Origin of the sequence: Micromonospora sp. NPDC023644, assembly GCF_040640115.1 — a bacterium.
Taxonomy (GTDB): domain Bacteria; phylum Actinomycetota; class Actinomycetes; order Mycobacteriales; family Micromonosporaceae; genus Micromonospora.
The window spans coordinates 1-23,532 of the sequence record NZ_JBFABA010000021.1; the positions used below are offsets into that span (position 1 = coordinate 1).

The following is a 23,532-nucleotide window of genomic DNA, read 5'->3' on the forward strand; positions in this document are numbered from 1 at the left end:
CGGCGGGAGCCGCTTCGGCTCGCCCCGTCCCGGAGCCCCCTCGACGGTCGGCGCGCCCTTCGCCGCCTCCGCCCGCCGGGTCGCCCCCGGCTCCGCCGGCAGCTCGGCGAACGGCTGGACGTCGCCCACGCAGACCTTGCCGTTGGCCGGCAGCGCCCCGCGCAGCAGGTACGCGTCGACGGCGCCGGTCACGCAGGCCGACGTCCCGTACGCGGTGTGCCCCCAACTGTCGCTGCTGAGCAGGCGGCTGTTCGGCAGCAGCCGGGCCGAGCCCACCGCACCCCGGTAGCTGGTCGCCGGGTCCCAGTAGTTGCCCAGCACCAGCACGGGCGCGGCGGTGCGCCGGTTGAACGGCCCGGTGTAGGCGTCCTCGTCGCGCACGGTCCAGGTGTTGCGGGCGCACGGCGAGGTGCCCCACGTCCAGAGCCGACCGAAGTACGGGTCGCGCTCGTCGGCCTTCGCGGCCAGCGCCGGGAACGAGCCGGCGTCCTTCGGGTGGTACCCGTCGGTGCAGTCCACGCCGAGGAAGGTCTCCAACCCGTTGTTGTACGGGAAGTCGTACCGTCGGGCCTGCTCGCGGGCCTTGGCGGCCTGCCGGGTCACGTCGGCCGTCGCCGGGCGGCGGGCGGCCGGGGAGGACGCCGGGTCGGTGAGCACCAGCAGGGCGGCGGTGAGGTCGACGACCTCGGCGTAGCCCGCCGGGCCGTAGAGCGCGCCCAGGTTGGCGGCGATGAAGTCGGCGTACGTGATGGTGAGCGGGCCGAGGTCGGGGTCCTCGATCACCACCGGCTTGGCCCGCAGCCGCTTCGCGACCAGGTCGAACGATGCGACGGGGTCCCCCTCGGCCAGCGGACACGCCTGGGCGCCGGCCTTGTCGCACCGCACCAGGATCTCCCGCAGCGCCTTGTACGCGCCCTGCGCGCTGCGCATCCGGTCCTCCTGGGACAGGCTGCGCGCCCTGCCCTGACCGACCCACTCGTTCGGGTTCAGCACGCCGTCGATCGCCACGGCGCGAACCCGGTCCGGGAACATGTTGGCGTAGTACTGGCCGAGGATGCTGCCGTAGCTGAAGCCGAGGAAGGTGAGCTTCCGGTCGCCCACGGCGCGGCGCAGCACGTCCATGTCCCGGGCGACCTCGGCGGTCGACATCGCGCCGGTGAGCGGCCGGCCCGTGGTGGAGCAGCCCTTGCCGACGGCCTTCGAGGAGGCGACGTACGCCTTCTCCTCGGCCTTCGTCCACGGGAACGCCACGTTCAGCCCGGCGTACGCCCGGGTCTGCTCCTTGACGGAGGGGAAGCACCTGACCTGCTGGCTGGCGGCGACGCCGCGCGGGTCGACGCCGACGACGTCGAAGCGGTCGAGCACCTCGTCACCGAGGAAGTACGGCGCGGCGAGCGCGACGTCGGTGCCGGAGCCGCCGGGGCCGCCCGGGTTGATGAAGAGGCTGCCGATCTTCCGCTGCTGGTCGCGGGCCTTGACCCGCAGCACGGCGACCTCGGTCGTCGGGCCGTTCGGCTCGTCGTAGTCCCGGGGCAGCCGGACGGTGGCGCACTCGGCGTAGTCGTAGCAGGCGTACCAGTCCAGTGTGGGCGTGGGCACCCGGTCGACCCGGCGGGCCTCCTGCGGGCTGGTCCGGTCGGAGGTGACCGGACGGTCCCCGCTGGCGGGGGACGGTGCGGCGGCGGCGGGTGCGACCGCGGCGCCGGCGAGGAGGACGCCGGCGATTCCCGCGGCGGCGAGGGACCGGTTTCGTCGTGGCATGTGGACGCCTTCCGGTGGGCGACAGGACGGTCGAGCCGTGGCTCGACCCCCGTCACTCTAGGGATGGCGCGACAGGGATGCAGGCCGACGAGTGGCTACATATCCGACAATCCGGCCGGCCGATGTAACGAATTTTTCATCGTCGACGCTTTACGCCCTTCCGCGTGCCGGGGCTACCCGATGCCGGCCATCCACGCGGGCGCCGCGGCCTGCCCGTCCGGCGCGTGCTCGTCCACCACCCGCCAGCCGTCGGGCCCCTCGCGCAGCAACAGGAAGCCGACGACGTCACTGTGCGGGGCGCCGAGGCCGTAGACCTCGTCCTGGCCGACGAAGCCCATCCGGAGGGCGCAGACCGCCGTCGGATCGCGCTTCGCGTTCTTGCACAGACCGAGGTAGCGGACCCCCGGCACGGCCGACAGGTGCCCCGCCATCGCCGCGTCCGGGTTGGCGTACCCGCCGCGACCGCCGGCCGACGACGCGGGGCCGGCCGACGGGGCGGCCGACGACGTGGGCGGGGACGACGACGCGGACGCGGACGCCCCCGGCGTGGCGCCGCTCGCGGCGGGCGGCGCGGTCGCCGGCTCCGGCGGCCCGTCCGACCCGCACGCGGCCAGCGCACCCGACACCAGCACGGCGGCGACGATCCGGAGGACGCGGGTCACCGGCACTCCTCTCCCACGCAGACGATCTCCGGCGGAGATCATCGCATCCGGTGCCGACGTCCCGGTTGACAGCGGGCCCCGCTCGGACATCCTGGACGGGTGAGAATTCCGAGGCCCGACGCGCGGGCGAAGGCGGTCCTCGCGGCGCTGACGGCGGTCTCGCTGCTGGTGACGCTGATCGTCCGGGGGCGTCAGGATCTCGTCGGGGTGACCCTGGCGCTGCTCTGCGTCCTGTCGACGATGATCGCGGCGGTGTCGGTGGCGGCGGCCCGGCAGGAGGACGGCACGGAACCGGCGGTCACGCCGGGCGGCCCGGGGCAGCCGGCCGGGGGCCTGTACGGCGTCGACGCCGACACGCTGGAGTCGCTCGACCACCGGGAGACCGTCCGCGCCATGCGGGAGCGTCACCGGGGACGCGGCGGCTCAGCGGCCCGTGAGGGTGGGTGAGGCGAGCGCGTCGAGCCCGCGCCCGGCCAGGCAGCGGTACGTCCGGTCGGCGTCGGCCCCGGCCGGGGGCAGCACCTCGAGGTTCCAGCCGTCCGCGTAGCTGATCCCGCTGGTGAGCCGGAAGGTGGTCTCGTTGCAGACCCGGCGCACCACCGCGTCCGTGCTGACCTCGTCGTGGCCGGCGCCGACCAGGGTGTCCGGGAGCCTGCCCTCGGCGTAGCTCTCCCAGGTGTGCTGGCCGTCGCAGGGCACCCGGGCCGCCCGGGCCCGCGCGCCGCGCACCTCCATCGGCCCGAAGCACTCCAGCTCGTCGGCGCAGCCCGCGCCAGCGGGCAACCCGGTCGTCAGGGCACAGGCGGGCAGCACCGCGCTCCTCGCCGCCACGCTCGTCGCCGCCACGCCGGCCGTCGGCGACGGGCCCGGGGAGGACACCGCGCCGGCCAGCCAGGCGCCCGCACCGGCCGAGGCGGCCAGCGCGACCATCCCGGCACCGCCGAGGAACCAGCGCCGTCGACGCCGCTGGCCGACGGTGGGCACCGTGGGGTGGAGGTCCTCCACCGGCGGTCGCGGGGCGGGCCGGGAAGCGCGGTCGACGGCGTAGGGGCCGACGGGGCCGGGCCCGCCGCCGACCGGCCCCGGCACGCCCGTGCCGCCGACCGGGGAGTTGGCCGGACCGAGCGGCAGGCCGGCCAGCAGGTCGCGCAGCTCGACGGCCGAGGGACGCTCGCCGGGATCGTTGGACATCCCGACCCGGAGCACGTCGATCATCTCGGCCGGCACCCCGGGCAGGCCGGGAACCGGCTGGTGGAACATCTCCAGCACGGTGACCAGGCTGGGGTTGCGCTCGGACTGCCAGCGCGGCGGGCGGCCGTGCATCACCGCGTAGAGGGTGGCGCAGAGGGCGTAGACGTCGACGGCGGGCGACGGCGGGCTGTGGTTGAACATCTCCGGCGGCGCGTAGGCCGGGGTGAGCACCTCCAGGGCGACCGAGGCGTCCCGCATCTCGGCCACCACCGCGAGCCCGAAGTCGGCCAGCACCGCCGAGTTGAAGTGCGAGTGGAGGATGTTCGCCGGCTTGACGTCGCGGTGCAGCACGCCGGCGGCGTGCGAGTGGGCGATCGCGTCGGCGATCTTGACCCCGAGGTCGCGCGCCTCGGCCGGCCCGAGCGGCGAGGTCCGCATCCGCTCGGCGTACGAGCCGTCGCAGAGCTCCATGATCAGGTAGGGGTGCTGGTCGACCGTGACCCCGACGTCGAAGAGGTCGACCACGTGCGGATGCGACGACATCCGCCCGGCGGCCCGCGCCTCGCGCAGGAAGCGGGCCTGGTCGTGCTCGCTGTCGAGCGTGCGATTCTCCACCTTGACCGCGACCTCGCGACCCACCGAGATCTGGGTCGCCTTGTAGATCGTCGCGTAGCCTCCCCTGGCAAACACGTGCAGATCGGTCAGACCGGGCACAATGGGCAACGGCAGGGCGCCGGGCGGGGTCTCGGTCACAGCTCTGAAAATACCCAACCGGACCGGCGGCTCAGTGAACCGCACCAGCGGCCGGGACGGCACCGGCGGCGGAGCCGCCTCCGCCACCCACCGCCCCCGGACCCGCGCGACGGTCGTCCCACCAGAGCCCGACGGCGGTCGCCACCGCGCCGAGGCCCTCCCAGGCAGCCACCCCGAAGAACCGCCCGGGCGCGACGTCGGCCAGCACCGCGATGCTGAACACCGCGAACGTCACCAGCCGGAACACCACCGTGAAGCGGAAGAACGGGCGCCACTCGGTGGCGGTGGCGAGCAGGTAGTAGACCCCCATGTTGAACGAGGCCATCGAGGAGGCGACCAGGAAGGTGCCGGTGTGGTCGCCGACCGCGCGGGTCTCCGGCACCTCGAAGCCGAGCAGGCGCAGCAGCGCCTCCGGCCAGACCAGCCCGACCGCGCCCATGAGCAGGGCCAGCACGCCGAAGACCGCGATCGTCCATCCGGCGGCCGAACGCGGCAACCTCATCACGGCCCTCCCCAGACCCGACGCGGTCGCACGACCGACCGCCCCTCGGACCTGACACGCTATCGGCCACCCCCGACAGACCGCATCCCCAGAACCGCCAGACCTTTCCGGCCCCGGGACCGGGCGGGACTAGGGGGTGGCGAGGCGGGCCCGCAGGGCGTCGGCGTCGGCGCGCTCGCTGCGCTGCTCCGTCGTGTACGCCAGGCGGACCGCCTCCTCGGCGCTGGCCAGCGCCTCCTCCGGCCGGCCGCAGGCCGCGAGCGCCTCGGCGAGCACGCGCGCGGCGACCACCTGGCTGCGCACGTCCTCCGCCGGGACGGTGACGGCCCGCCGGGCCCAGTCCAGCGCCTGCTCGTGCTGGCCGTGGGCGAGCAGCGCGGACGCGTACCGGGCCAGGGTGTGGCGGCGGGAGAAGAGCAGCGAGGGCACGGTGGCGGCGGCCGTGGCCACCGGGGCGAGCAGCCCGACGGCGGTCGCGGAGTCGCCGGCGGCCAGCCGGGCGGTGGCCAGCAGCACCCGGGGCCCCACCTGGGCGGGCGCCTGCGGGTTGTGCGGCTCGACGGCGGTCAGCACCGAGCGGGCGTCCCGCTCGGCCGTCTCGCAGTCGCCCAGATCCAGCGCCACGAACCCGCGCAGCGTGCCCGCCATCCCGGTGAGCAGCGGGTGCGACGTCCGCTCCGCGTACGACAGCGCGTCGGTGAGCAGGTCGGCGGCGTGCCCCGGCTCGCCCAGCCCGCGCGCCACGACCCCCCGGACGACCAGCGCGAACCCGCGCCCCCAGTCGTCGGAGGCGGCGGCGAACTCCCGGTACGCCCGGCGGGCCCCCCGGTCCGCCTCGGCCAGCTCGCCCAGCTCGGCGGTGGCGAACGCCTCGACCGCGCGCAGCGTGCCCACCGCCCACGCCTCGCCGACCCGCTCGCCGAACGGCAGGAAGACCTGCGCCATCCGGCACGCCTCGCGCAGCCGGCCGGCGAGCAGCCGGGCGAAGGCGGTGGTGCCGCGCAGCCACGCCCGCCCGTACGGGTCCTTCAGCTCGGCGAAGAGCCGGGCGGCCCGGCCGAGCACGGCGTCGGTGCCGGCGAAGTCGCCCCGGGTCGTGGTGACCCAGGCCAGGTTCTGCAACGACCACGCCTGCCCCCGGCGGTCCTGCGCCTGGAGGCTGACCTGGTACGACGCGGCGAGCCGGCTGCTGGCCTGCCCCAACCGCCCGGCGACGAAGTCGGCCATGCCGAGGCGGCGCATCGCGGAGGCGCGCAGCGTCGGCAGCCCTCCGGCGGTGGCCACCTGCAACGCCTCCTGCCAGCAGGCCACCGCGCGCCCCTGGTCGCCCATGGTCTGGTGGGCCTGCCCGGCGAGCAGCAGCGCGCTGGTCCGCACGACGGACTCGTCGCCGGCGTTGGCGGCGATCTTCTCGGCGAACGCGAGGGCGTCGGCGGGGCGACCGACCTGGAGCAGCGCCCGGGCGTGCACCACCCGGTCGGCCGCCGGCACCCCGTCGCGGGCCAGCTCGGCGGCGCGTTCGGCGTACTCCACGGCCATCGCCGGCTCGCCCGCCTGCAGCGACCGGCGCGCGGCCCCGCCGAGCGCGGCGACGCCCAGACCGACGACGGCCCGCGCCGGCGCGTCCGGCCGCAGGCCGACCGCGTCGGCCAGCGCGGCGGCCCGTTCCACGTGCTGGGCCACGAAGACGTCCCGGGCCGCCTCGGAGAAGCCACCCGGCGCGCCCGCCCCCGCCGGCGGATCGGCCGCGGCCCACCGGGCCAGCGCCGCGTGCCGCTCGGCCAGCTCGGCCTTGCTCACCCCGGCGTACGCGGCCTCCCGCATCAACGGCGTCGCGAAGGCGTACCCGGTGCGGGTGCGGTGCAGCATCCGGCGTTGCAGCAGCTCCTCGACCGCCCGCTCCAGCTCGACGGCGACCACCGCCGCCGGCCGGCCGTCGCGGCCGGCCCGCTGCTCGCGCAGCGCCTCCAGCGCCCCGTCCGGCACGGTGTCGCCGACGACCGCCGCGTCCCGCAGCACGGAGCGGGCCTCCGCCGGCAGCGCGTCGATGCGCGCGGCGAGCACCGCGGCCAGGTCGCGGGAGAGCAGGCGGCTGCCGAGCGAGCCGGGCACCAGTCGCCAGCCGCCCTGGTTCGGGGAGTTTCGCTCGGCGACGGCGGTCAACGCGCCCCGCTCCATCAGCAGGGTGACCAGCTCGGCCAGGTAGAACGGGTTGCCCTGGGCGGTGGCCAGCAGCCGGTCGGTGTCGGGCTGCGGCAGCCTGCCGCCGCTGAGGTAGGTGGTGAGCAGCCGGGCCGCGTCGGCGCCGCGCAGCGGCGGCAGCGCGTGCACCTCGGCGTCCGCGACCCGGGTCAGCGCCCCGGCGGTACGCACCAGCTCCGGCCGGCCGAGCAGCAGCACCAGCACCGGGCCGGCGAGCCGGGACAGGGTGACCCCGAGGGCCTTGATGGTCTCGGCGGTGGCGTCGTGCAGGTCGTCGACGACGACCACCAGGGGCGCCTCCCCGGCGAGGGCGGTGAGCAGGTCGGCGACCGCGTTCGGCACGGCGTCGGCGTCGGCGGGCTGGGCGGTGCCCCACTCGCCCTGGTCGGCCGGGCCGCCGCCGGGCAGCTCCGCGTAACCGAGCAGGGCCAGCAGCTGGTCGGTGGCGACCGGCGCCGGCTCGCCGGAGCGGCTGAGCCGCTGACCGAGCCGGCGCAGGCGTTCCTCGACGGCCGGGCGGGTGAGCGCGGTGGCGGCGTCGTTGGGCAGGCCGACCGCCGCCCGGACCAGGTCGGCCAGGGGCGCGAGCCGGCGTCGCTCGCCGAACGCGGCGCAGCGCACCGAGAGCACCCGGGCGCCGGTGTGCGCGGCGTACCGCCCCGCGCCGACGTCGTAGCCGGCGGCGAGGCGTTCCACCTCGGCGGCGAACCGGGACTTGCCGATCCCGGCCTCGGCGGTCATCAGCAGCACCCGGGGCTCGGCGCGGTCGATGACCTCGGCCAGCCGGCCGGCGACCCGACCGATCTCGGTCTCCCGGCCGACGAAGGGGGCCTCGTCGCCGAGGCCGGACCGGGTGCCCGGGGCGTCCAGGAGGCCGAGCAGCTCGTACGCCTCGACCGGCTCGCGCTTGCCCTTGAGCCGCAGCGGGCGCAGCGCCCGCCAGGAGGCGACGTGCCGGGTGGCGGCGGAGGTCCGCGCCCCCGCGTAGACCGCGCCGACGGCGGCGGCGTCGGCCAGCCGGGCGGCGGTGTTCACGGTGTCGCCGATGACCGTGTACTCGATCGCGGCCTGGATGCCGGCGATCACGTCGCCGGTGTTCAGCCCGACGCGCAGGCCGAGCGGCGCGCCGCCGCCCCGCTCGTCGTCGAGCACCCGGCGGACCGCCCGCTGCATCGACAGCGCGGCGCGCACGGCCCGCTCGGCGTCGTCCTCGTGCGCGACCGGCGCGCCGAAGACCGCCATGATCCCGTCGCCGGTGAGCTTGTCGACGTGACCGCCGAACGTCTTCACCGCGCCGGCCAGGGCGGCGAGCACCCGGTCGGTGACCGCGCCGACGCGTTCCGGGTCGAGGTCCTCCGACCAGGAGGTGAAGTCGGACAGGTCGCCGAAGAGCACCGTCACCACGCGGCGTTCGGCCGCGGGCAGCGTCGCGGCGGCCGGCAGCGCGGCGCCGCAGTTGTGGCAGAACCGCGCGCCGGGCACGGCGACGGTTCCGCACACCGGGCAGGTCACGCTTGCCCCAACCCCGCGGCACCTCCGCCGGATTCCCGACCCAGGTACTCCAGCTGCGCCCGGACGGACCACTCGGCGGCCCACCACAGCGACCGGTCGACGTCGGCGTAGACCGTCGCGACCACCTCGGCGGCGGTGCCGGCGCCCGCGGTGACCGCCGCCCTGACCTGGTCGAGCCGGGCCCGGCGGTGGGCCAGGTAGAAGTCCGCGGCGGCGCCGCAGTCGGCCAGCGCCGGGCCGTGCCCCGGCAGCGCCGGGATCCCCCGGTACGTCGAGAGCAGCTCCAGGCTGTCCAGATAGTCCCCGAGGTGCCCGTCCGGGTGGGCGACCACGGTGGTCCCCCGGCCCAGGATCGTGTCGCCGGTGAGGACCACCCGCTCGTCGCCGTGCTCGACCAGGAAGCAGACCGAGTCGCCGGTGTGCCCGGGGGTCGGCACGAGCCGGACGCCCAGGCCGTGGCCGCCGAGTTCCTCCCCGGGGGTGGCCAGCGGCTGCCCGGCGATGGTGTGCGCCGGGTCGGCGGCGCGTACGGGCACCCCGTCGAGCAGGTCGTGCAGGCGGCGCGAGCCGTCGGTGTGGTCGGGGTGTCCGTGGGTGATCAGCACCAGGCCGACCGGCCCCCGCGCGGCGATGGCCGCCAGGTGCCCCTCGTCGGCCGGGCCCGGGTCGACGACGACGGCGTGCTCCTGGCCGGGGGCGCGCAGCACCCAGGTGTTGGTGCCGTCGAGCGTCATCGGCCCCGGGTTGGGGGCGCGCAGCAGCGTCACCCAACCCGGGAGTTCGCCGGCGAGCGCCGCCGCCGGCGCGGTGAAGTGCCCGGTCATGGCTGCGATCGTACGGCCCCGCCGGCCGCTCCCCGCGATCCTGCGCTCTGGACCCCTGGTACGTCCCAGTTCACGGCTTTTGCCGGGTGTGCAGCGCAGGATCGCGGGGCGGTGACGCCCCTCAGGAGACCTCGACGACGACCTCGACCTCGACGGGGGCGTCCAGGGGCAGCTCGGCGACGCCGACGGCGCTGCGCGCGTGCCGGCCGGCCTCCCCGAAGACCGCGCCGAACAGGTCGGAGGCGCCGTTGATCACGCCCGGGACGGCGGTGAAGCCGGGCGCGGCGGCCACGAAGCCGGTCAGCTTGACGACCTTGACGACGTTCTCCAGGCCGACCAGCGAGTCGATCGCGGCCAGCGCGTTGAGCGCGCACTGCTGGGCCAGGTCCTTGGCCTGCTCGGCGGAGACGCCGGCGCCGACCTTGCCGGTGGCGAGCAGCTTCCCCTCGACCATCGGCAGCTGCCCGGAGACGTAGACGTGCTGCCCGGACTGGACGGCCGGCACGTAGCTGGCCAACGGCGGGACCACCTCGGGCAGCGTGTGCCCGAGCTCGGCGAGCTTCGCGTGCGGACCGTTGCTCATGCCTTCGGCCGCTTCAGGTAGGCGACGAGCTGCTCCGGGTTGGGACCGGGAACCACGGAGACGAGTTCCCACCCGTCCTCACCCCAGTTGTCGAGGATCTGCTTGGTCGCGTGGACCAGCAGCGGGACCGTGGAGTATTCCCACTTCTGCATAGGTGGAGGGCTCCCTTGGCTGGAGTTCGACTTCTCGACGCACAGCCTACGGTCCGGCCGACGGGCGGGGCGCGGGACGCTGCTCCGGCGGCGTCGGCGCCTCGCCGCAGGGGCCGCCGTGCTCGTACGGCTGGGGGCAGCGGGAGCGGTCCGACAGCAGCAGGTCGCAGAAGACCCGGTGCCGGTTGTTCTGGTCGTCGGTGCTGGAGACGGTGGTCTCGCCGGCGTCCAGCTCGGCCAGGAAGCTCAACGAGGTGGCGACCGTCCCGGCCAGCGCGGTGGCCGCCCGCAGGTCGGCGACCCGGATCGGCAGGTGGATGACGAACCCGGACTCCTCCTCGTCCCGGCCGCCCGGGCCCGGCCGGCCGGGCGCGCGCACCACCTCGGCGGGTTCGGCGAGCCGCCGGTACGACCGTTCGTTGATGGGCAGGCCGGCGTTGCCCTCGGCGTCGCCCGAGGAGCCGGGCCGCCGCGCCCGGTCGCCCGCCGGGAACTGGGCCCGAGGAATTTTGTCCACGTCGCGCATGCCTTGCCTCCGGACGTCGTACCTGGTCAGGTCGTCGCTTGCGGGCCGGGACCCTTCGTCCGGCCCGCCCCCCGCGCCGCTGAGAACCTAGGTCCGGGGCGACAGTCCCGCCAACAGGACGCGCACATCTGATCACACAAAGTCACATATGCGACACAGCGTCAGTAAGGAACCTGACGGCACCCGCCGCCCCCCGGAGCGGGGAACCGACCGTTACCCTTCCGGTCGGACGGGCGCTCGCCGGCTCGCCGCCAGCTCGATCACGCTCGTCGCCCGGTCAGGCGACGACGTCGCAACCCGGGGGATGAGATGACCCAACCACCCAGCGGTGGCCCCGTCGGACCGCCGGCCGGCCAGCCGGGCTTCCCGGCGACTCCCGCCAGCGCCGTCCCGCCCGGCCCGCCCGGCCCGCCGGTCCCGCCCGGCCCGGCCGGCGCCGGTGACCCGTCGATCCCGCCTCCCCCGGCCGGGTACCCGCCCTACCAGTCACCCGCCGCGCCGAAGAAGAAGCGCGGCGTGCTCATCGCCGCCATCGCCCTGGCCGTGATCCTGCTGCTCTGCGCCGCCGGCGGCGTCGTCACGTTCCTGACGCTGCGCGCCGCCGAGAGCGGCGAGGGGGCCAAGGAGCCGGCGGTCGCGGTGGACGAGTTCCTCAAGGCCGTCTACCAGGAGCGCGACGCGGACCGGGCGGCCGGCCTGGTCTGCTCCTCGTCCCGCGACGAGAAGAAGATCGCCGCCAAGGTCGCCGAGGTCGAGAAGCACGTCTCGGCCCACCAGAACCCCCGGTTCCGGTGGAGCACCCCGAAGGTGGACGACCAGACCGGCGACCGCGCCACGGTCACCACCAAGGTCACCATGACCACCGCCGACGAGAAGGTGGCCGACCAGGACCTGCGGTTCACCGTGGTGAAGAAGACGGGTTGGTGGGTCTGCGAGGTCGCCTGAGCCCGCGGCCTGGATAGGCTCGACGGGTGCGAGCAGCAGAGTCGCCGGCCGACCCGGCCGGACCGGAGTGGCCGGCCCGCCTCCACGTCGTGACCGGCAAGGGCGGCACCGGCAAGACCAGCGTCGCGGCGGCGCTGGCCCTGGCGCTGGCCGCCGGCGGCCGGCGCACGCTGCTGGTCGAGGTCGAGGGGCGGCAGGGCATCGCCCAGCTCTTCGGCACCGACCCGCTGCCGTACGAGGAGCGGCACCTGACCGACGCGCCGGGCGGCGGGGAGGTGCGGGCCCTGGCGGTGGACGCCGAGGAGGCCCTGCTGGAGTACCTCGACATGTTCTACAAGCTCGGCGCGGCCGGCCGGGCGCTGCGCAAGCTCGGGGCGATCGACTTCGCCACCACCATCGCCCCGGGCCTGCGGGACGTCCTGCTCACCGGCAAGGTGAAGGAGGCGACCACCCGCACCAGCGGCCAGCGGCGCACGTACGACGCCGTGGTGCTGGACGCGCCCCCCACCGGGCGGATCGGCCGGTTCCTCAACGTCACCGCCGAGACGGCCCGGCTGGCCAAGGTGGGCCCGATCAAGACCCAGAGCGAGGGGGTCGCCGCGCTGCTGCGCTCCCCGATCACCGCCGTGCACGTCGTCACCCTGCTGGAGGAGATGCCGGTCCAGGAGACGGTCGACGCGATCGCCGAGCTGACCCAGCTCGGCTTCCCGGTGGGACGGGTGATCGTCAACGGCGCCCGGCCGCCGCTGCCCGCGGGCCGGTTGGTGGCCGCCGACGAGCTGGAGCGGGGGCTGCGCGCCGCCGGGCTGCCGACCGACCGGGCCACCGTCGCCGGGCTGGCCGCCGAGGCGCGCGACCAGGCGGTCCGCCGCGAGCTGGAGGACTCGCTCCGCGCCGACCTGGTGGAGCTGGGGCTGCCGATGACGGAGCTGCCGCTGCTGCCCGACGGGGTGGACCGGGCCGGCCTGGACCGGCTCGCCGCGACCCTCGTCCGAGCGGATTGACTCACACCTGCCAGCGGCACGGGCGCACGGACCGACCCGGCCCGATACGCTCGATTGGTGCCTTCCGAAGACGCGGCGCCGCAGCTGGACGTCGACCAGATCCTCGCCGATCCGGGCGTCCGGATCGTGGTCTGCTGCGGGGCGGGCGGGGTGGGGAAGACGACCACGGCCGCCGCGCTGGCCCTGCGCGCCGCGGAACGGCACGGCCGGCGCACGGTCGTGCTCACCATCGACCCGGCCCGCCGGCTGGCCCAGTCGCTCGGGCTGACCGAGCTGGACAACACCCCCCGCCAGGTCAAGGGGATCGACGTCGAGGCCAACGGCGGCGAGCTGCACGCCATGATGCTCGACATGAAGCGCACCTTCGACGACGTGGTGCTCCAGCACACCGATCCGGCGAAGGCGGCGGAGATCTTCGCCAACCCCTTCTACCAGGCCATGAGCTCGACCTTCGCCGGCACGCAGGAATACATGGCGATGGAGAAGCTGGGCCAGCTGCACGCCCGGGGCGAGTGGGACCTGATCGTGGTGGACACCCCGCCGTCCCGCTCGGCACTGGACTTCCTGGATGCCCCGGCCCGCCTGTCCCGCTTCCTCGACGGGCGGATGCTGCGGCTGCTGCTGGCCCCGGCGCGCACCGGCGGCCGGAGCATGTTCAGCCTGGTCACGGCCTCGTTCGGGATGTTCTCCAAGGTCGTGCAGAAGGTGCTCGGGGCGCAGTTGCTGACCGACCTCTCCGGTTTCGTCGCCGCGCTGGACTCGATGTTCGGCGGCTTCCGCCAGCGCGCCGAGCAGACGTACCGCATCCTCCAGGCGCGGGAGACGGCGTTCCTGCTGGTCGCGGCCCCGGAGCCGGACGCGGTCCGGGAGGCCGCCTACTTCGCGGGCCGGCTGCGCGAGGAGAGGATGCCGCTGGCGGGCCTGGTGCTCAACCGGGTGCACCGCTCGGCGGCGCCCGGGCTCGACGCGGCGGAGAGCCTGGCCGCCGCGGAGCGGCTGGCCGACCTCGGCGGGCACGAGGGCACCGTCGACGTGCTGCGGGCCCACGCGGCGCTGGCCCGGCAGGCGGCACGCGAACGGCAGGTGGCGGCCCGGTTCACCGAGGCCTTTCCGGCGGTGCCGGCGGTGTCGGTGACGGCGCAGCCCGCCGACGTGCACGACGTCGACGGGCTGCGGACGATCGGCGCGGCGATCAGCCGGCCGTGACGGCGCTCAGCCTGCGGTGCTGACTAGGATCTTGTCCTTGCCGGTCTTGTCCTTGGCGTTCTTCTTCATCGCGGCCTCGAACATCTTGCGCCAGCTCGCCACCTGGGGGTGGCGGCGCAACAGCGCCCGGCGTTCGCGTTCGGTCATGCCACCCCACACGCCGAACTCGATCCGGTTGTCCAGCGCGTCGGCCAGGCACTCGTACCGAACTGGGCAGCTCCGGCAGATCCGCTTCGCCACGTTCTGTTCGGCGCCCTGTACGAACAACGCGTCCGGGTCCCCGTTCTGACACGCCGCCAGCGACGGCCAGTCAGTGATCATGCCCATCTGTACACGTCCCCCCTTGCAGTACCTACCGACCCCGTCGCGGACCAGCCGGCAATTCCCCCCGATCGCCCGGCCTGCCTTCCCCAAGGCGGCACGGACGACATGTGGCGCTGTCGCCGCCCCCATCATGCTCTGTAGTCGACTGATTACGCAACGTTGTCGGCGAAATCCATCATTCCGGACACTCCCGGCTTCCCGGGCTTCGCGACCGCCGGTTACCCCGTCGAAGTCGGTGAAAACGCTGCGGGCCTCCTCCGTCAGGAGGGAGACTCGGCGGCGGATTCACGCAACCTCGCACCGGGGGTCGTGCGTTTAGCACAACGAGGTCGGCGCGCGCAGGAAATGGGGCAAGAACGCCCCGGCGCCCCTCGTTCCCTACTCGCGTACCCTGTCGAGGTGACCTGGATGCGGAAACGTGACCACAATGTGCTGACCAACGCCGCATCGCTACTCATATGTGGCCTGTTGGCCGGCGTGGTGGTCGCGGCGGCGGCCTTCCCCGCGGTGGCGATGTCCGGGCTGGCCGCGAAGGCCGGCGCCGAGACCTTCGGCGCACTTCCCAAGGAGCTGACGGTGGCCCGCGCGCCGCAGATCAGCTACCTTCTCGCCTCCGACGGCAAGACCCCGCTGGCGACCATGTACGACGAGAACCGTCGCGACGTGAAGCTGGCCGACATCGCGCCCGTCATGCAGAAGGCGATCATCGCCGCCGAGGACCACGACTTCTACAAGCACAACGGCGTGGACCTCAACGGCATCGCCCGGGCCTTCGTCAACAACCAGTCCAACGCGGCCAGCCAGCAGGGCGCCTCGACGCTGACCATGCAGTACGTCCGGCTCGCCATCGCCTACTCGGCGAGCCACCCGGCGGACGTGGTCGCGGCCACCGAGGACACCAGCGCCCGCAAGCTGCGCGAGATGCGCTACGCCATCCAGATCGACAAGGAGCTCTCCAAGGACGAGATCCTGGAGCGCTACCTCAACATCGCCGCGTTCGGCAACGGCGCCTACGGCATCTACGCCGCCAGCCAGGTCTACTTCAACAAGCCGCCGAGCAAGCTGAAGCTCGAGGAAGCGGCGATGCTCGCGGGCATGGTGAAGGCGCCGAGCACCAACGACCCGACCACCAAGAGCGGCCACGCGGCGGCGGTCGCCCGGCGCGACTACGTCATCGAGAACATGGTCGAGACCGGCGCCGTCACCCGCCAGGAGGCGGACGCGGCGAAGGCCGTCAAGCTCGTGGTCACCGGCAAGCGGGCCCCCAACGGCTGCGTCTCGACCAACGAGAAGGGCTGGGGCTTCTTCTGCGACTACTTCTACCGCTGGTGGATGGGGCAGGAGACGTTCGGCTCGACCACGTACGACCGCGAGCGGCGGCTGAAGAGCGGCGGCTACACCGTCGTCACCACGCTCGACCCGCAGGCCCAGCGGGGCGCCGACAAGGCCGTCCGCAAGGCCAAGTCGGAGAAGAGCAAGGAAGCCGCCATGGTGGCGGTGGTCGAGCCGGGCACCGGCCGGGTGCGGGCGCTGGCGGTGAACCGCAACTTCAAGCTCGACGATCCGAAGAAGCCGGCCAACAAGCCGCACAGCGAGCCGAAGCAGCGTAAGAAGGGCAAGCGCGGCAACTACCCGAACACCGTGAACCCGCTGCTCACCGGCGGCGACGGCATCACGGGCTACCAGGCCGGCTCCACCTTCAAGATCTTCACCATCGTGGCGGCGCTCGAGAAGGGCGTCCCGCTCGGCTACACGATCAACGCCCCGCAGCAGTTCAAGTCGGAATACATCGTCGAGGCGGGCAGCCCCGCCGCGTGCCCCGGCACCAACAAGTACTGCCCGACCAACTCCGGCAAGAAGGCCGGCGGCGTGCAGAACATGTGGAGCGCCTTCGCCCAGTCGATCAACACGTACTTCGTGCCGCTCCAGCAGCAGGTCGGCGCGGAGAACGTGGTCGACGTGGCCAAGCGGCTCGGCATCCAGTTCCGGGTCAGCAGGGAAAACGAGTGGGCCAACAACAAGGACTACGCGCACGACTGGGGCGCGTTCACCCTGGGTGTCACGGACACCACCCCGCTCGAGCTGGCCAACGCCTACGCCACCCTCGCGGCGGACGGCAAGTACTGCGAGCCCATCCCGGTGCAGGAGATCAAGGACCCGGAGGGCAAGAAGCTCGACATCGCCAACCCGCGCTGCGAGAAGCGGGTCAGCACCGAGGTGGCCCGCGCCGCCGTCGACGCCGCCCGCTGCCCGGTCGGTGACAACTCCTCCACCAGCAAGTGCGGCGGCAGCCGCACGGCCGGGAACGTCCGGGGCATCGTCGACGCGCCGGTGGCCGGCAAGTCCGGCACCACCGACTCGGAGAAGAGCGCGGCCCTGGTCGCGATGACCAAGCAGTACGCGGTGGCCGGCATCATGGCCGACCCGGACTGGCCGCAGACCAACGTCAAGATGAAGCACGCTCCCCGCGACGGCATCAACCCGCCGGTCTACGAGACGCTGCGCGACGCCATGAAGGGCAAGAAGCGGGTCAACTTCGAGCCCCCGGGCCAGAAGATCTCCGAGGGCGACCAGCGGCGGATCCCCGACGTGAAGTGCCTGGACCCGGAGCAGGCGAAGTCCCGGATCGAGGCGGAGGGCTTCGACGCGGTCATCTCCGACATCAGGGTCCCGTCGAGCTGCCCCGCCGGCAAGGCCGCCGGCACCAGCCCCGACGGCCGGACCATCAAGGGCGGCGTGGTGACCATCCAGATCAGCGCCGGCGGCGGCACCGCCCCGGGCACGACGCCCGACAACAGCCGGCCGACCAACCCCGGCCGACCGCCCAACCGCCCCGGCGGCTGAGCAGGCCGGACGAACGCCACGGGCGGGCACCCCTCGCGGGGGTGCCCGCCCGTTTCGCGTACGCGGGTAGGTGCGGCCCGGCTCAGAGGCCGAGCTGGCGGCGTACCTCGGCGGCGACCCGGCCGCCCTCGGCCCGGCCGGCCACCGCCGCCTGGGCCGCCTTCATGGCCGGGCCCATCTGCGCCTTGCCGGTGAAGCCGCCCGCGGCGAGCGCCCCCGCGACCAGCTCGGTCAGCTCGGCGTCGGGGAGCTGCTTCGGCAGGTAGCGCTCCAGCACCTCGCCCTCGGCGACCTCCTTCGCGGCCTGCTCGGTGCGGCCGGCGTCACCGAAGGCGGTGGCGGCCTCCCGGCGCTTCTTCGCCTCCTTGGTCAGCACCGCGAGCACCTCGTCGTCGGTGAGCTCGCGCTTGGCCTTCCCGGCGACCTCGGCGGTGCCGACGGCGGCGAGCGCCATCCGCAGCGTGGAGGTGGTCAGCTCGTCGCGCGCCTTCAGGGCGGCGCGCATGTCTGCGGTCAGACGGTCCTTCAGCGTGCTCATGGTCGGTGAAACTACCCTGAACGGCATGCGAAAGCGCACACTATTCCGGCTCGCGACCGGGACCGCCGCCCTCGGCGCGGCGACCCTGGCGTACGCGTCACTCGTCGAGCGCAACATGTTCACCCTGCGGCGGTACGACGTGCCGGTGCTGCCGGCCGACGCGGAGCCGCTGCGGGTCCTGCACCTGTCGGACCTGCACATGATGCCCGACCAGGGGCGCAAGCAGCGCTGGGTGGCGTCGCTGGCCGCGCTCGACCCCGACCTGGTCGTGGTCACCGGGGACAACATGGCGCACCCGGGCGCCGTGCCCGGCGTGCTGCGCGCCCTCCAGCCGCTGTTCGACTTCCCGGGTGCCTTCGTCTTCGGCTCCAACGACTACACCGGGCCGGTCTGGAAGAACCCGTTCACCTACTTCCTGCCCGACCGGGAGTACACCGAGGGCGCCGAACTGCCGCACGAGGAGCTGCGCGACGTCTTCGTCGGCGCCGGCTGGACGGACCTGAACAACGCCCGCACCACCCTGAAGGCCGGCGGCCGGGTCGTCGAGCTGCTCGGGGTGGACGACCCGCACGTCGAACGGGACGACTACGACTCCGTGGCCGGGCCGGTGTCGCCCACCGCCGACCTGTCGATCGCGCTCACCCACTCCCCCGAGCCGGCCGTCCTCGACCGGATGGCCGCCGACGGCTTCGGGCTGATGCTCGCCGGGCACACCCACGGCGGCCAGGTCTGCGTACCGGGGGTCGGTGCGCTGGTCACCAACTGCGGCCTGCCCCGCTCCATGGCACGGGGCCTGCACCGCTGGCCCGGATCCGACTCCTGGCTGCACGTCACCGCCGGGCTCGGCACCCACCCGACCGCGCCGGTCCGGTTCGCCTGCCCGCCGGAGGCGAGCGTGCTCACCCTGATCCCCCGCTGACCCGTACGCCTGCGATCCGCCGGGCCGCTGCCCCAGCCCGGCGGGTCGGCGGGTCTGCGGTGATCCGGGCGGGGTGACGCGGGGCACACGCGGCGCCGGATCCACCCGGGCCCGGGTGCGTGCGCCCTGTCGAGCTGAATCGTCCACGACATCAGGCGCAGCGTGCGCCCGGTGCCGGGCGCTTCCCGCGCGGTCGGGAGGGCCGGCACGGCGGTGGGGGTACCGAGTTGGACCCCTGAGCGGGGTGGGCTACTATTTGTCGGCACGCCTCGGGGTGTGGCGCAGCTTGGTAGCGCGCTTCGTTCGGGACGAAGAGGTCGTCGGTTCGAATCCGGCCACCCCGACCAGAGGTAAGAGCAGATCAAGGCCCCTCCAGCGAGGGGCCTTGATTCGTTTCAGGCGATCAGGGGCAGCGGTCCGCGAGGACGCAGAACTCGTTCCCCTCCGGGTCGACGAGCACGACCCAGCTCTCCTCGCCCTGGCCGACGTCGGCGTGTCGAGCACCGAGGTCGAGCAGGCGACGGACCTCCTCGTCCTGCTCCCTGTCGGTCGGGTTGACGTCGAGGTGGAGCCTGTTCTTGACGGTCTTGCCCTCGGGCACGCGCGCGAACGTCAACGTCGGTGGCACCGGGCCGAGGCGGTTCCTGCCCTCAGGCACCACAGGGGAGCCGATCGTGACGACTCCGTCTTCTTCGCCCTGCATCTCGTAGCCGAGGACCGCGCACCAGAACCGGGCGAGACCGACGGGGTCGGCGCAGTCGATCGCAAGCTCGGTGAACTTACTGGTCATGTCAGGACCTCCCAGCCAGGTAGCGGGTCCGCCGGAGCCACCCACCGGTCGCAGTGTTCCACGGCGAGGTGAGCCGCGTTCCCCCGGACGCGGGCAGGGAGCGGCGGCAGTTCCCGGCACGTGGGGACCTCGTTCCCCCGCGCTGACCCCGTCGCGATAGGACGAACAGGTGCCCGTGTCACCGCACCAGTTGTCGGGCACCGGCAACCCCACCACGTTGCAGCCCAGGTAGCGCTCAGCGGGCGCCTGGCCGCCCGCGTTGGACCACCGACCACAGCCGGCGACGGCACGCCCACCAGGGCCCGGGCCGACGACCGCTCGAAGAAGCGAAAGCGGAGGCGAGGAACGATGCCGCCATGCGTGTGCGCCACCTCGACGGCCGATCTGGGCATGACGCGGATACGGTCGTTCGTGTGTCTTGCCGACGAACTGCACTTCGGCCGGGCCGCCAAGCTCCTGCACATCACCCAGCCGGCCCTGAGCCAGCAGATCGCCCGGTTGGAGAAGGACGTCGACACCATGCTGCTGCACCGGGCCAACCGGGCCGTCTCGCTCACCCCGGCCGGGCGGGTCTTCCTGAGGGGCGCCCGGGCGGCGCTGCGGCTGATGGACGAGACGACTCTCGCCGCGCGGCACCGCGCCTCGCGTGAGCAGAGCCGTCGACTGTGCACCGCGTGCCCGCCCCGGCCGGACGAGCCGTACGACCTGCTGCTGCCGCTGACGGTCCGCCCGTGACGCCGGCGCGTCCGGCGCCACGGGCGGACCGTCGTCGGTTCACCCCTCGGCGGGGCGCACGTCAGGAGTCGCTCGGCTCCGGCAGGGTGTCCAGCTCCACGGGCACCGCCAGGGGCACCCGGATGAAATACGCCCGCCGGTACGGGACCGCGTGCCGCAGCGAGTGCGGGGACAGGTCCCCCTCCGACGGGGAGACCGCCAGGCGCAGGCGGGGCAGGCGGGTCAGCACCGCGCGGACCGCGATCTCGATCTCCAGACGGGCCAGTTCGTTGCCGGGGCAGATGTGCGGCCCCAGCCCGAACGCCAGGTGGCTGCGGCTGCCGAGCCGCTCCTCGGCGACCTCGTCGGGGTTCGGGTAGCGGTTCGGGTCCCGGTTCGCCGCGCCGATGGACAGCAGGACCGCGTCCCCCTTGGCGATGTCCTGCCCGGCCAGCTCGAAGTCCTCGGTCGCGAACCGGCGCACGCCGGTGTGCACGGTGCCGTACAGGCGCAGGAACTCCTCCAGCACGCCGGGGAGCCGGTCCGGGTCCTCGAAGACGTCGGCGAAGCGCTCCCGGTCGGCGAGCAGGCCGAGCAGCGTCCCGGCGATCATGCCCACCGAGGTGTCGTACCCGCCGACCAGCATCACCGTGGTCAGGCTCAGGATCTCCTGCGCGTCGTACGGATTGCCGTCCTGGTCGCGGGCCGCCACCCAGTACGACAGCATGTCGTCGCTCGGGTTGTCGGTCTTGGCCTGGACCAGCTCGCTGAGGAAGCCGATCATCGCCGCGCCCGACTCCTTCTGCACCTTCGCGTCGAGGGCGAGCATGCCGTCGCCCCAGCGCTGGAAGTCCGCCCGCCGCTCGACCGGCACCCCGAGCATCTCCGCGATGACGATGAGCGGCAGGGGCAGGGCCAGGTCGGTCATCAGGTCGGCCCTGCCCGTCTCGGCGAGCTTCTTGGCGACGTCGTCGATCAGCTCCTCGGTGAGCGCGACGATCCGGGGCTCCAGCCGCTTGATGGAGCGCGGCGCGAAGGCCTGGTTGAGGGCCCGACGCAGCCGCGTGTGCTCCGGCGGGTCCTCCGTGACGACCGACTTGGCGAGGAGCTGCGTGGGGCCCGCCGCACGCTGGTAGTCCGGCCCGGCGTTCTCCAGCCGCCGGGAGAGCCGGGGGTCGCGCAGGCCCTGGCGTACGGCCTCGTGCTCGGTGACGAACCACGCCGGGATGCCCTGCGGGGTGACCACCTTGCGCACCGGACACCCGCTGGCGTGCAGCTCGCGGTACTTGGCGTGCGGATCGTCGAAGAAGGTGTCGAACACCGGGTCGGGTGCGGTCTGTTCGGTGGTCATGGGAGGGGTCCCTTCACTCGCGTGTCAAGCGGTCGTGCCGGCATGGAACGGCCCTCGTCGAACCCGGATCACTCCACAGTGGATAGATGTGGCGCGGCGCGCGACCGCCTCTCGACGATCACCACGAATCTCCCGGGGGAGCGAGCCACCGACCCGCACCGCGCCGGACCACCGGCGGTGCCGACTTCCCGCTGCCGGGGCTTACGCGGAGAAGCCTAGGGAACACCCTTCGTGTTCGTCTAATCACGAATTCTTATCGCCCCTGCCGGCGGGCGGGCCCGCCGGAGGCGACCCGCTCAGTCCTGCCGCTCGGTGCGCGCGATCTCGGTGAACGCGGCGGTCAGGTAGCCGTCGAGGGGCCGGCCGGTGGCGGCGAGCAGGTCGGCGACGAGCAGCGGCGCGTGCCGCGCCACGTCGGGCGGGTCGGGCGGCGACTCGTCGCCGTCCGGGTCGTAGACGCCGAGGGCGCCCGCCAGCAGGACGAGCACCACGTGCGGGTCGACGTCGGGCCGCCACTGCGCGGCGCCGCGCACGCAGCCCTCGAGCACCTGACGGACGTCGTCACCGTCCAGGCCGTCCGGGTGGGTCTCCTCCAGCAGCAGCCGGACCACCGCGCCGAGCACCAGGCCGGACCGCTCGGCCGTGGCGAGCCGGGCCACCGCGACGTCGTACGCCTCGGGGGCGCGCTCGCGCGCGGCGGCGACCGCGTCGGTGGCGGCGGTGGCGATCTCGCGGGCCGGTGCGGGCAGGTGTCGCCAGGTGGTGGTCATCCCGACCAGGATCGCAGAGAGGTACGACGCCCGCAGACGCGCTTCGGGGTGTGACACCGCGCACACGCTGCGCGGGAAACTCCGAGCGAAAAGGTCTCGCGCCGCGTCACACCCAGCGCACAGAATCGGGGGATGCTCAGTCGCGCCCTGCCCCGCCGTCCGGAAGCCCGGCGGATGCTCGTCGGCACGCTGTTGTCGGCGATCGGGCGCGGCCTCACCCTGCCGTTCCTGTTCATCTACCTGACCGACGTGCGGGGCCTCACCGACACCCGGGCCGGTCTGGTTATCGGCTGGTACGGCGTGGTCACCCTGGCGCTGTCGCCGGTCGGCGGCACGCTCATCGACCGGTTCGGGGCGCGCCGGATCCTGCTCTCGGGCCTGGTGATCGAGGCGGTCGGCACCGGGTCGCTGGCGCTGGTCGATTCGAGCGCCTCGGCGTTCGGCGTGATGACGCTGGTCGCGATGGGCAGCTCCGTCATCTGGCCCGGGCAGAACACGATCCTCGCCTCGCTCACCGACGCCGACGAGCGGCAGCGGATCTTCGGGCTGAACTTCGCCCTGCTCAACCTCGGCATCGGCGTCGGCGGCCTGACCTCCGGCGCGATCGTCGACACCACCCGCGCCGTCACCTTCCAGGCGATCTACGTGCTCGACGCGATCAGCTACCTGATGCCCGCGCTGATCCTGCTGACCCTGCCGCACGTGGGCCGCCGGCTCGCCGCCGGACCGACCGGGGACCGGACGTCGTCCGGCGGCTACCTCACCGTGCTGCGCGACCGCCCGTTCCGGCGGCTCGTCATCTTCGGCCTGGTCCTGACCACCTGCGGATACGCGCAGATCGAGGTCGGTTTCACCGCGTACGCCGTGCGGGTGGCCGAGGTGACGCCGCGCGTGGTGGCCTGGGCGCTGGCCGGCAACACGGTGATGATCGTGCTCTCCCAGCTGCTGGTCCTGCGGCGGATGGAGGGGCGCAGCCGGACGGGCGGGCTGGCGGTCGTGGGCGGGGTCTTCGCGATCGCCTGGCTGGTCCTGGGGGCTGGAGGCGTGGTCGGCCCGAGCAACGCGCTGGTCGCCGCCCTCTGCGTCGTGGCCTGCTCGGCGATCTTCGGCTTCGGCGAGACCCTGCTGTCGCCGGTGATGCCGGCGCTGACGAACGCGCTCGCCACGGACGCGCTGCGCGGCCGGTACAACGCCATGAGCTCGATGATCTTCGGCATCAGCGGGGTGATCGGCCCGGTCACGGCGGGCCCGCTGCTCGGTGCGGCCAACGGCCGGATCTGGGTCGTGGCGGTCGTCAGCGGTTGCCTGGTGGCCTCGCTCATCGCGCTCTCCCTGCGCCGGCTGCTCACGCCGGCCCAGGACGGCCGCACACCGGCCACCCCGTCGGCCACCGAACCGGCCCCCGTGCAGGCCTGACCACCGGACGGAGAACGGGCCCCGGAGCGGATGCTCCGGGGCC

Annotated in this window: 22 protein-coding genes and 1 tRNA gene; 9 read left to right on the forward strand and 14 right to left on the reverse strand. The window is 73.9% G+C overall.

Annotation, left to right across the window (positions count from 1 at the left end; translation table 11 throughout):
- Both AB0G08_RS17115 and AB0G08_RS17120 read right to left on the reverse strand, forming a co-directional pair.
- Positions 1 to 1,761, reverse strand: a 1,761-nt coding sequence (locus tag AB0G08_RS17115; RefSeq protein ID WP_358088457.1) for an alpha/beta hydrolase, incomplete at its 3' end; no start/stop codon positions are given.
- Between the two features lie 173 nt (positions 1,762 to 1,934).
- Positions 1,935 to 2,423: a hypothetical protein gene (locus AB0G08_RS17120; protein ID WP_358088460.1), complete on the reverse strand. Its 489-nt coding sequence runs from the start codon at positions 2,421 to 2,423 to the stop codon at positions 1,935 to 1,937.
- Between the two features lie 99 nt (positions 2,424 to 2,522).
- Here AB0G08_RS17120 and AB0G08_RS17125 point away from each other — a divergent pair, with 99 nt between their 5' ends.
- Entirely contained in the window at positions 2,523 to 2,870 is a 348-nt protein-coding gene (locus AB0G08_RS17125; RefSeq protein ID WP_358088462.1) for a hypothetical protein, read from the forward strand.
- Here the strand turns inward: AB0G08_RS17125 and AB0G08_RS17130 are convergent.
- The 7 genes from AB0G08_RS17130 to AB0G08_RS17160 all read right to left on the reverse strand — a co-directional run bounded on the left by AB0G08_RS17130 (position 2,847) and on the right by AB0G08_RS17160 (position 10,668).
- Positions 2,847 to 4,367, reverse strand: coding sequence for a serine/threonine-protein kinase (locus AB0G08_RS17130; protein ID WP_358088465.1), 1,521 nt, complete (start codon positions 4,365 to 4,367; stop codon positions 2,847 to 2,849). The two genes, AB0G08_RS17125 and AB0G08_RS17130, sit on opposite strands and share 24 nt — an antisense overlap.
- A gap of 31 nt (positions 4,368 to 4,398) precedes the next feature.
- A complete protein-coding gene (locus tag AB0G08_RS17135; protein WP_358088468.1) occupies positions 4,399 to 4,869 on the reverse strand; it encodes a hypothetical protein in 471 nt (156 codons plus the stop codon).
- Between the two features lie 129 nt (positions 4,870 to 4,998).
- Positions 4,999 to 8,583, reverse strand: a complete 3,585-nt coding sequence (locus AB0G08_RS17140; protein WP_358088471.1) for an adenylate/guanylate cyclase domain-containing protein — start codon at positions 8,581 to 8,583, stop codon at positions 4,999 to 5,001.
- The gene (locus tag AB0G08_RS17145) at positions 8,580 to 9,407 is read right to left on the reverse strand and encodes an MBL fold metallo-hydrolase (RefSeq protein ID WP_358088474.1); all 828 of its coding nucleotides are present in this window, start codon (positions 9,405 to 9,407) and stop codon (positions 8,580 to 8,582) included. Before AB0G08_RS17145 ends, AB0G08_RS17140 begins: the two co-directional genes overlap by 4 nt.
- A gap of 121 nt (positions 9,408 to 9,528) precedes the next feature.
- Entirely contained in the window at positions 9,529 to 9,990 is a 462-nt protein-coding gene (locus AB0G08_RS17150; protein ID WP_358088476.1) for a RidA family protein, read from the reverse strand.
- Positions 9,987 to 10,142 (reverse strand): DUF4177 domain-containing protein, encoded by a 156-nt coding sequence (locus AB0G08_RS17155; RefSeq protein ID WP_018222171.1) that lies wholly within the window; start codon positions 10,140 to 10,142, stop codon positions 9,987 to 9,989. The genes AB0G08_RS17150 and AB0G08_RS17155 overlap by 4 nt, the downstream gene beginning before the upstream one ends.
- 46 nt (positions 10,143 to 10,188) lie before the next feature.
- Entirely contained in the window at positions 10,189 to 10,668 is a 480-nt protein-coding gene (locus AB0G08_RS17160; protein WP_358088479.1) for a hypothetical protein, read from the reverse strand.
- 309 nt (positions 10,669 to 10,977) lie between these two features.
- Here AB0G08_RS17160 and AB0G08_RS17165 point away from each other — a divergent pair, with 309 nt between their 5' ends.
- Genes AB0G08_RS17165 through AB0G08_RS17175 form a run of 3 tightly spaced genes read left to right on the forward strand, consistent with a single transcriptional unit; the run spans position 10,978 to position 13,823 of the window.
- Positions 10,978 to 11,613: a hypothetical protein gene (locus AB0G08_RS17165; RefSeq protein WP_358088482.1), complete on the forward strand. Its 636-nt coding sequence runs from the start codon at positions 10,978 to 10,980 to the stop codon at positions 11,611 to 11,613.
- 26 nt (positions 11,614 to 11,639) lie between these two features.
- Complete coding sequence (locus AB0G08_RS17170; RefSeq protein WP_358088484.1) at positions 11,640 to 12,617, forward strand: ArsA-related P-loop ATPase; 978 nt, start codon at positions 11,640 to 11,642, stop codon at positions 12,615 to 12,617.
- A 54-nt stretch (positions 12,618 to 12,671) separates the two neighbouring features.
- Positions 12,672 to 13,823, forward strand: a complete 1,152-nt coding sequence (locus AB0G08_RS17175) for an ArsA-related P-loop ATPase (protein WP_358088487.1) — start codon at positions 12,672 to 12,674, stop codon at positions 13,821 to 13,823.
- 6 nt (positions 13,824 to 13,829) lie between these two features.
- Here AB0G08_RS17175 and AB0G08_RS17180 read toward each other — a convergent pair whose 3' ends face one another.
- Complete coding sequence (locus AB0G08_RS17180) at positions 13,830 to 14,150, reverse strand: WhiB family transcriptional regulator (RefSeq protein WP_357870892.1); 321 nt, start codon at positions 14,148 to 14,150, stop codon at positions 13,830 to 13,832.
- Between the two features lie 405 nt (positions 14,151 to 14,555).
- On the opposite strand from AB0G08_RS17180, the gene AB0G08_RS17185 reads away from it, so the two are divergent.
- Positions 14,556 to 16,991, forward strand: a complete 2,436-nt coding sequence (locus tag AB0G08_RS17185) for a penicillin-binding protein (RefSeq protein WP_358088490.1) — start codon at positions 14,556 to 14,558, stop codon at positions 16,989 to 16,991.
- Positions 16,992 to 17,073: 82 nt separating this feature from the next.
- On the opposite strand, the gene AB0G08_RS17190 is transcribed toward AB0G08_RS17185, so the two are convergent.
- A complete protein-coding gene (locus AB0G08_RS17190) occupies positions 17,074 to 17,529 on the reverse strand; it encodes a GatB/YqeY domain-containing protein (protein ID WP_089003038.1) in 456 nt (151 codons plus the stop codon).
- Positions 17,530 to 17,554: 25 nt separating this feature from the next.
- Between AB0G08_RS17190 and AB0G08_RS17195 the strand changes: the two genes are divergently transcribed.
- Both AB0G08_RS17195 and AB0G08_RS17200 read left to right on the forward strand, forming a co-directional pair.
- Positions 17,555 to 18,448 (forward strand): metallophosphoesterase, encoded by an 894-nt coding sequence (locus tag AB0G08_RS17195; protein ID WP_358088493.1) that lies wholly within the window; start codon positions 17,555 to 17,557, stop codon positions 18,446 to 18,448.
- Between the two features lie 270 nt (positions 18,449 to 18,718).
- Positions 18,719 to 18,795: transfer RNA gene (locus AB0G08_RS17200), tRNA-Pro, on the forward strand.
- A gap of 56 nt (positions 18,796 to 18,851) precedes the next feature.
- On the opposite strand, the gene AB0G08_RS17205 is transcribed toward AB0G08_RS17200, so the two are convergent.
- Positions 18,852 to 19,238 carry a VOC family protein gene (locus AB0G08_RS17205; RefSeq protein WP_358088496.1) on the reverse strand — a complete coding sequence of 129 codons (387 nt, stop codon included), beginning with the start codon at positions 19,236 to 19,238 and terminating at the stop codon, positions 18,852 to 18,854.
- A 390-nt stretch (positions 19,239 to 19,628) separates the two neighbouring features.
- Between AB0G08_RS17205 and AB0G08_RS17210 the strand changes: the two genes are divergently transcribed.
- Entirely contained in the window at positions 19,629 to 19,973 is a 345-nt protein-coding gene (locus tag AB0G08_RS17210; protein WP_358088498.1) for a LysR family transcriptional regulator, read from the forward strand.
- Positions 19,974 to 20,034: 61 nt separating this feature from the next.
- Here the strand turns inward: AB0G08_RS17210 and AB0G08_RS17215 are convergent, their stop codons facing one another.
- Both AB0G08_RS17215 and AB0G08_RS17220 read right to left on the reverse strand, forming a co-directional pair.
- Positions 20,035 to 21,303, reverse strand: coding sequence for a cytochrome P450 (locus AB0G08_RS17215; RefSeq protein ID WP_358088500.1), 1,269 nt, complete (start codon positions 21,301 to 21,303; stop codon positions 20,035 to 20,037).
- 296 nt (positions 21,304 to 21,599) lie between these two features.
- Positions 21,600 to 22,073: a hypothetical protein gene (locus tag AB0G08_RS17220; protein ID WP_358088626.1), complete on the reverse strand. Its 474-nt coding sequence runs from the start codon at positions 22,071 to 22,073 to the stop codon at positions 21,600 to 21,602.
- A 132-nt stretch (positions 22,074 to 22,205) separates the two neighbouring features.
- Here AB0G08_RS17220 and AB0G08_RS17225 point away from each other — a divergent pair, with 132 nt between their 5' ends.
- Positions 22,206 to 23,489, forward strand: a complete 1,284-nt coding sequence (locus tag AB0G08_RS17225; RefSeq protein WP_358088503.1) for an MFS transporter — start codon at positions 22,206 to 22,208, stop codon at positions 23,487 to 23,489.
- Positions 23,490 to 23,532 lie beyond the last annotated feature (43 nt).

What these genes read in the sequence shown, in the direction of transcription:
- AB0G08_RS17210 (WP_358088498.1), top strand. Translation starts at nt 19,629, where the DNA reads ATGACGCGGATACGGTCGTTCGTGTGTCTTGCCGACGAACTGCACTTC.
- AB0G08_RS17155 (WP_018222171.1), bottom strand. Translation starts at nt 10,142, where the DNA reads ATGCAGAAGTGGGAATACTCCACGGTCCCGCTGCTGGTCCACGCGACC.
- AB0G08_RS17165 (WP_358088482.1), top strand. Translation starts at nt 10,978, where the DNA reads ATGACCCAACCACCCAGCGGTGGCCCCGTCGGACCGCCGGCCGGCCAG.
- AB0G08_RS17150 (WP_358088476.1), bottom strand. Translation starts at nt 9,990, where the DNA reads ATGAGCAACGGTCCGCACGCGAAGCTCGCCGAGCTCGGGCACACGCTG.
- AB0G08_RS17185 (WP_358088490.1), top strand. Translation starts at nt 14,556, where the DNA reads ATGCGGAAACGTGACCACAATGTGCTGACCAACGCCGCATCGCTACTC.
- AB0G08_RS17205 (WP_358088496.1), bottom strand. Translation starts at nt 19,238, where the DNA reads ATGACCAGTAAGTTCACCGAGCTTGCGATCGACTGCGCCGACCCCGTC.
- AB0G08_RS17145 (WP_358088474.1), bottom strand. Translation starts at nt 9,407, where the DNA reads ATGACCGGGCACTTCACCGCGCCGGCGGCGGCGCTCGCCGGCGAACTC.
- AB0G08_RS17180 (WP_357870892.1), bottom strand. Translation starts at nt 14,150, where the DNA reads ATGGGCATGATCACTGACTGGCCGTCGCTGGCGGCGTGTCAGAACGGG.
- AB0G08_RS17195 (WP_358088493.1), top strand. Translation starts at nt 17,555, where the DNA reads ATGCGAAAGCGCACACTATTCCGGCTCGCGACCGGGACCGCCGCCCTC.
- AB0G08_RS17225 (WP_358088503.1), top strand. Translation starts at nt 22,206, where the DNA reads ATGCTCAGTCGCGCCCTGCCCCGCCGTCCGGAAGCCCGGCGGATGCTC.
- AB0G08_RS17220 (WP_358088626.1), bottom strand. Translation starts at nt 22,073, where the DNA reads ATGACCACCACCTGGCGACACCTGCCCGCACCGGCCCGCGAGATCGCC.
- AB0G08_RS17190 (WP_089003038.1), bottom strand. Translation starts at nt 17,529, where the DNA reads ATGAGCACGCTGAAGGACCGTCTGACCGCAGACATGCGCGCCGCCCTG.
- AB0G08_RS17215 (WP_358088500.1), bottom strand. Translation starts at nt 21,303, where the DNA reads ATGACCACCGAACAGACCGCACCCGACCCGGTGTTCGACACCTTCTTC.
- AB0G08_RS17160 (WP_358088479.1), bottom strand. Translation starts at nt 10,668, where the DNA reads ATGCGCGACGTGGACAAAATTCCTCGGGCCCAGTTCCCGGCGGGCGAC.
- AB0G08_RS17135 (WP_358088468.1), bottom strand. Translation starts at nt 4,869, where the DNA reads ATGAGGTTGCCGCGTTCGGCCGCCGGATGGACGATCGCGGTCTTCGGC.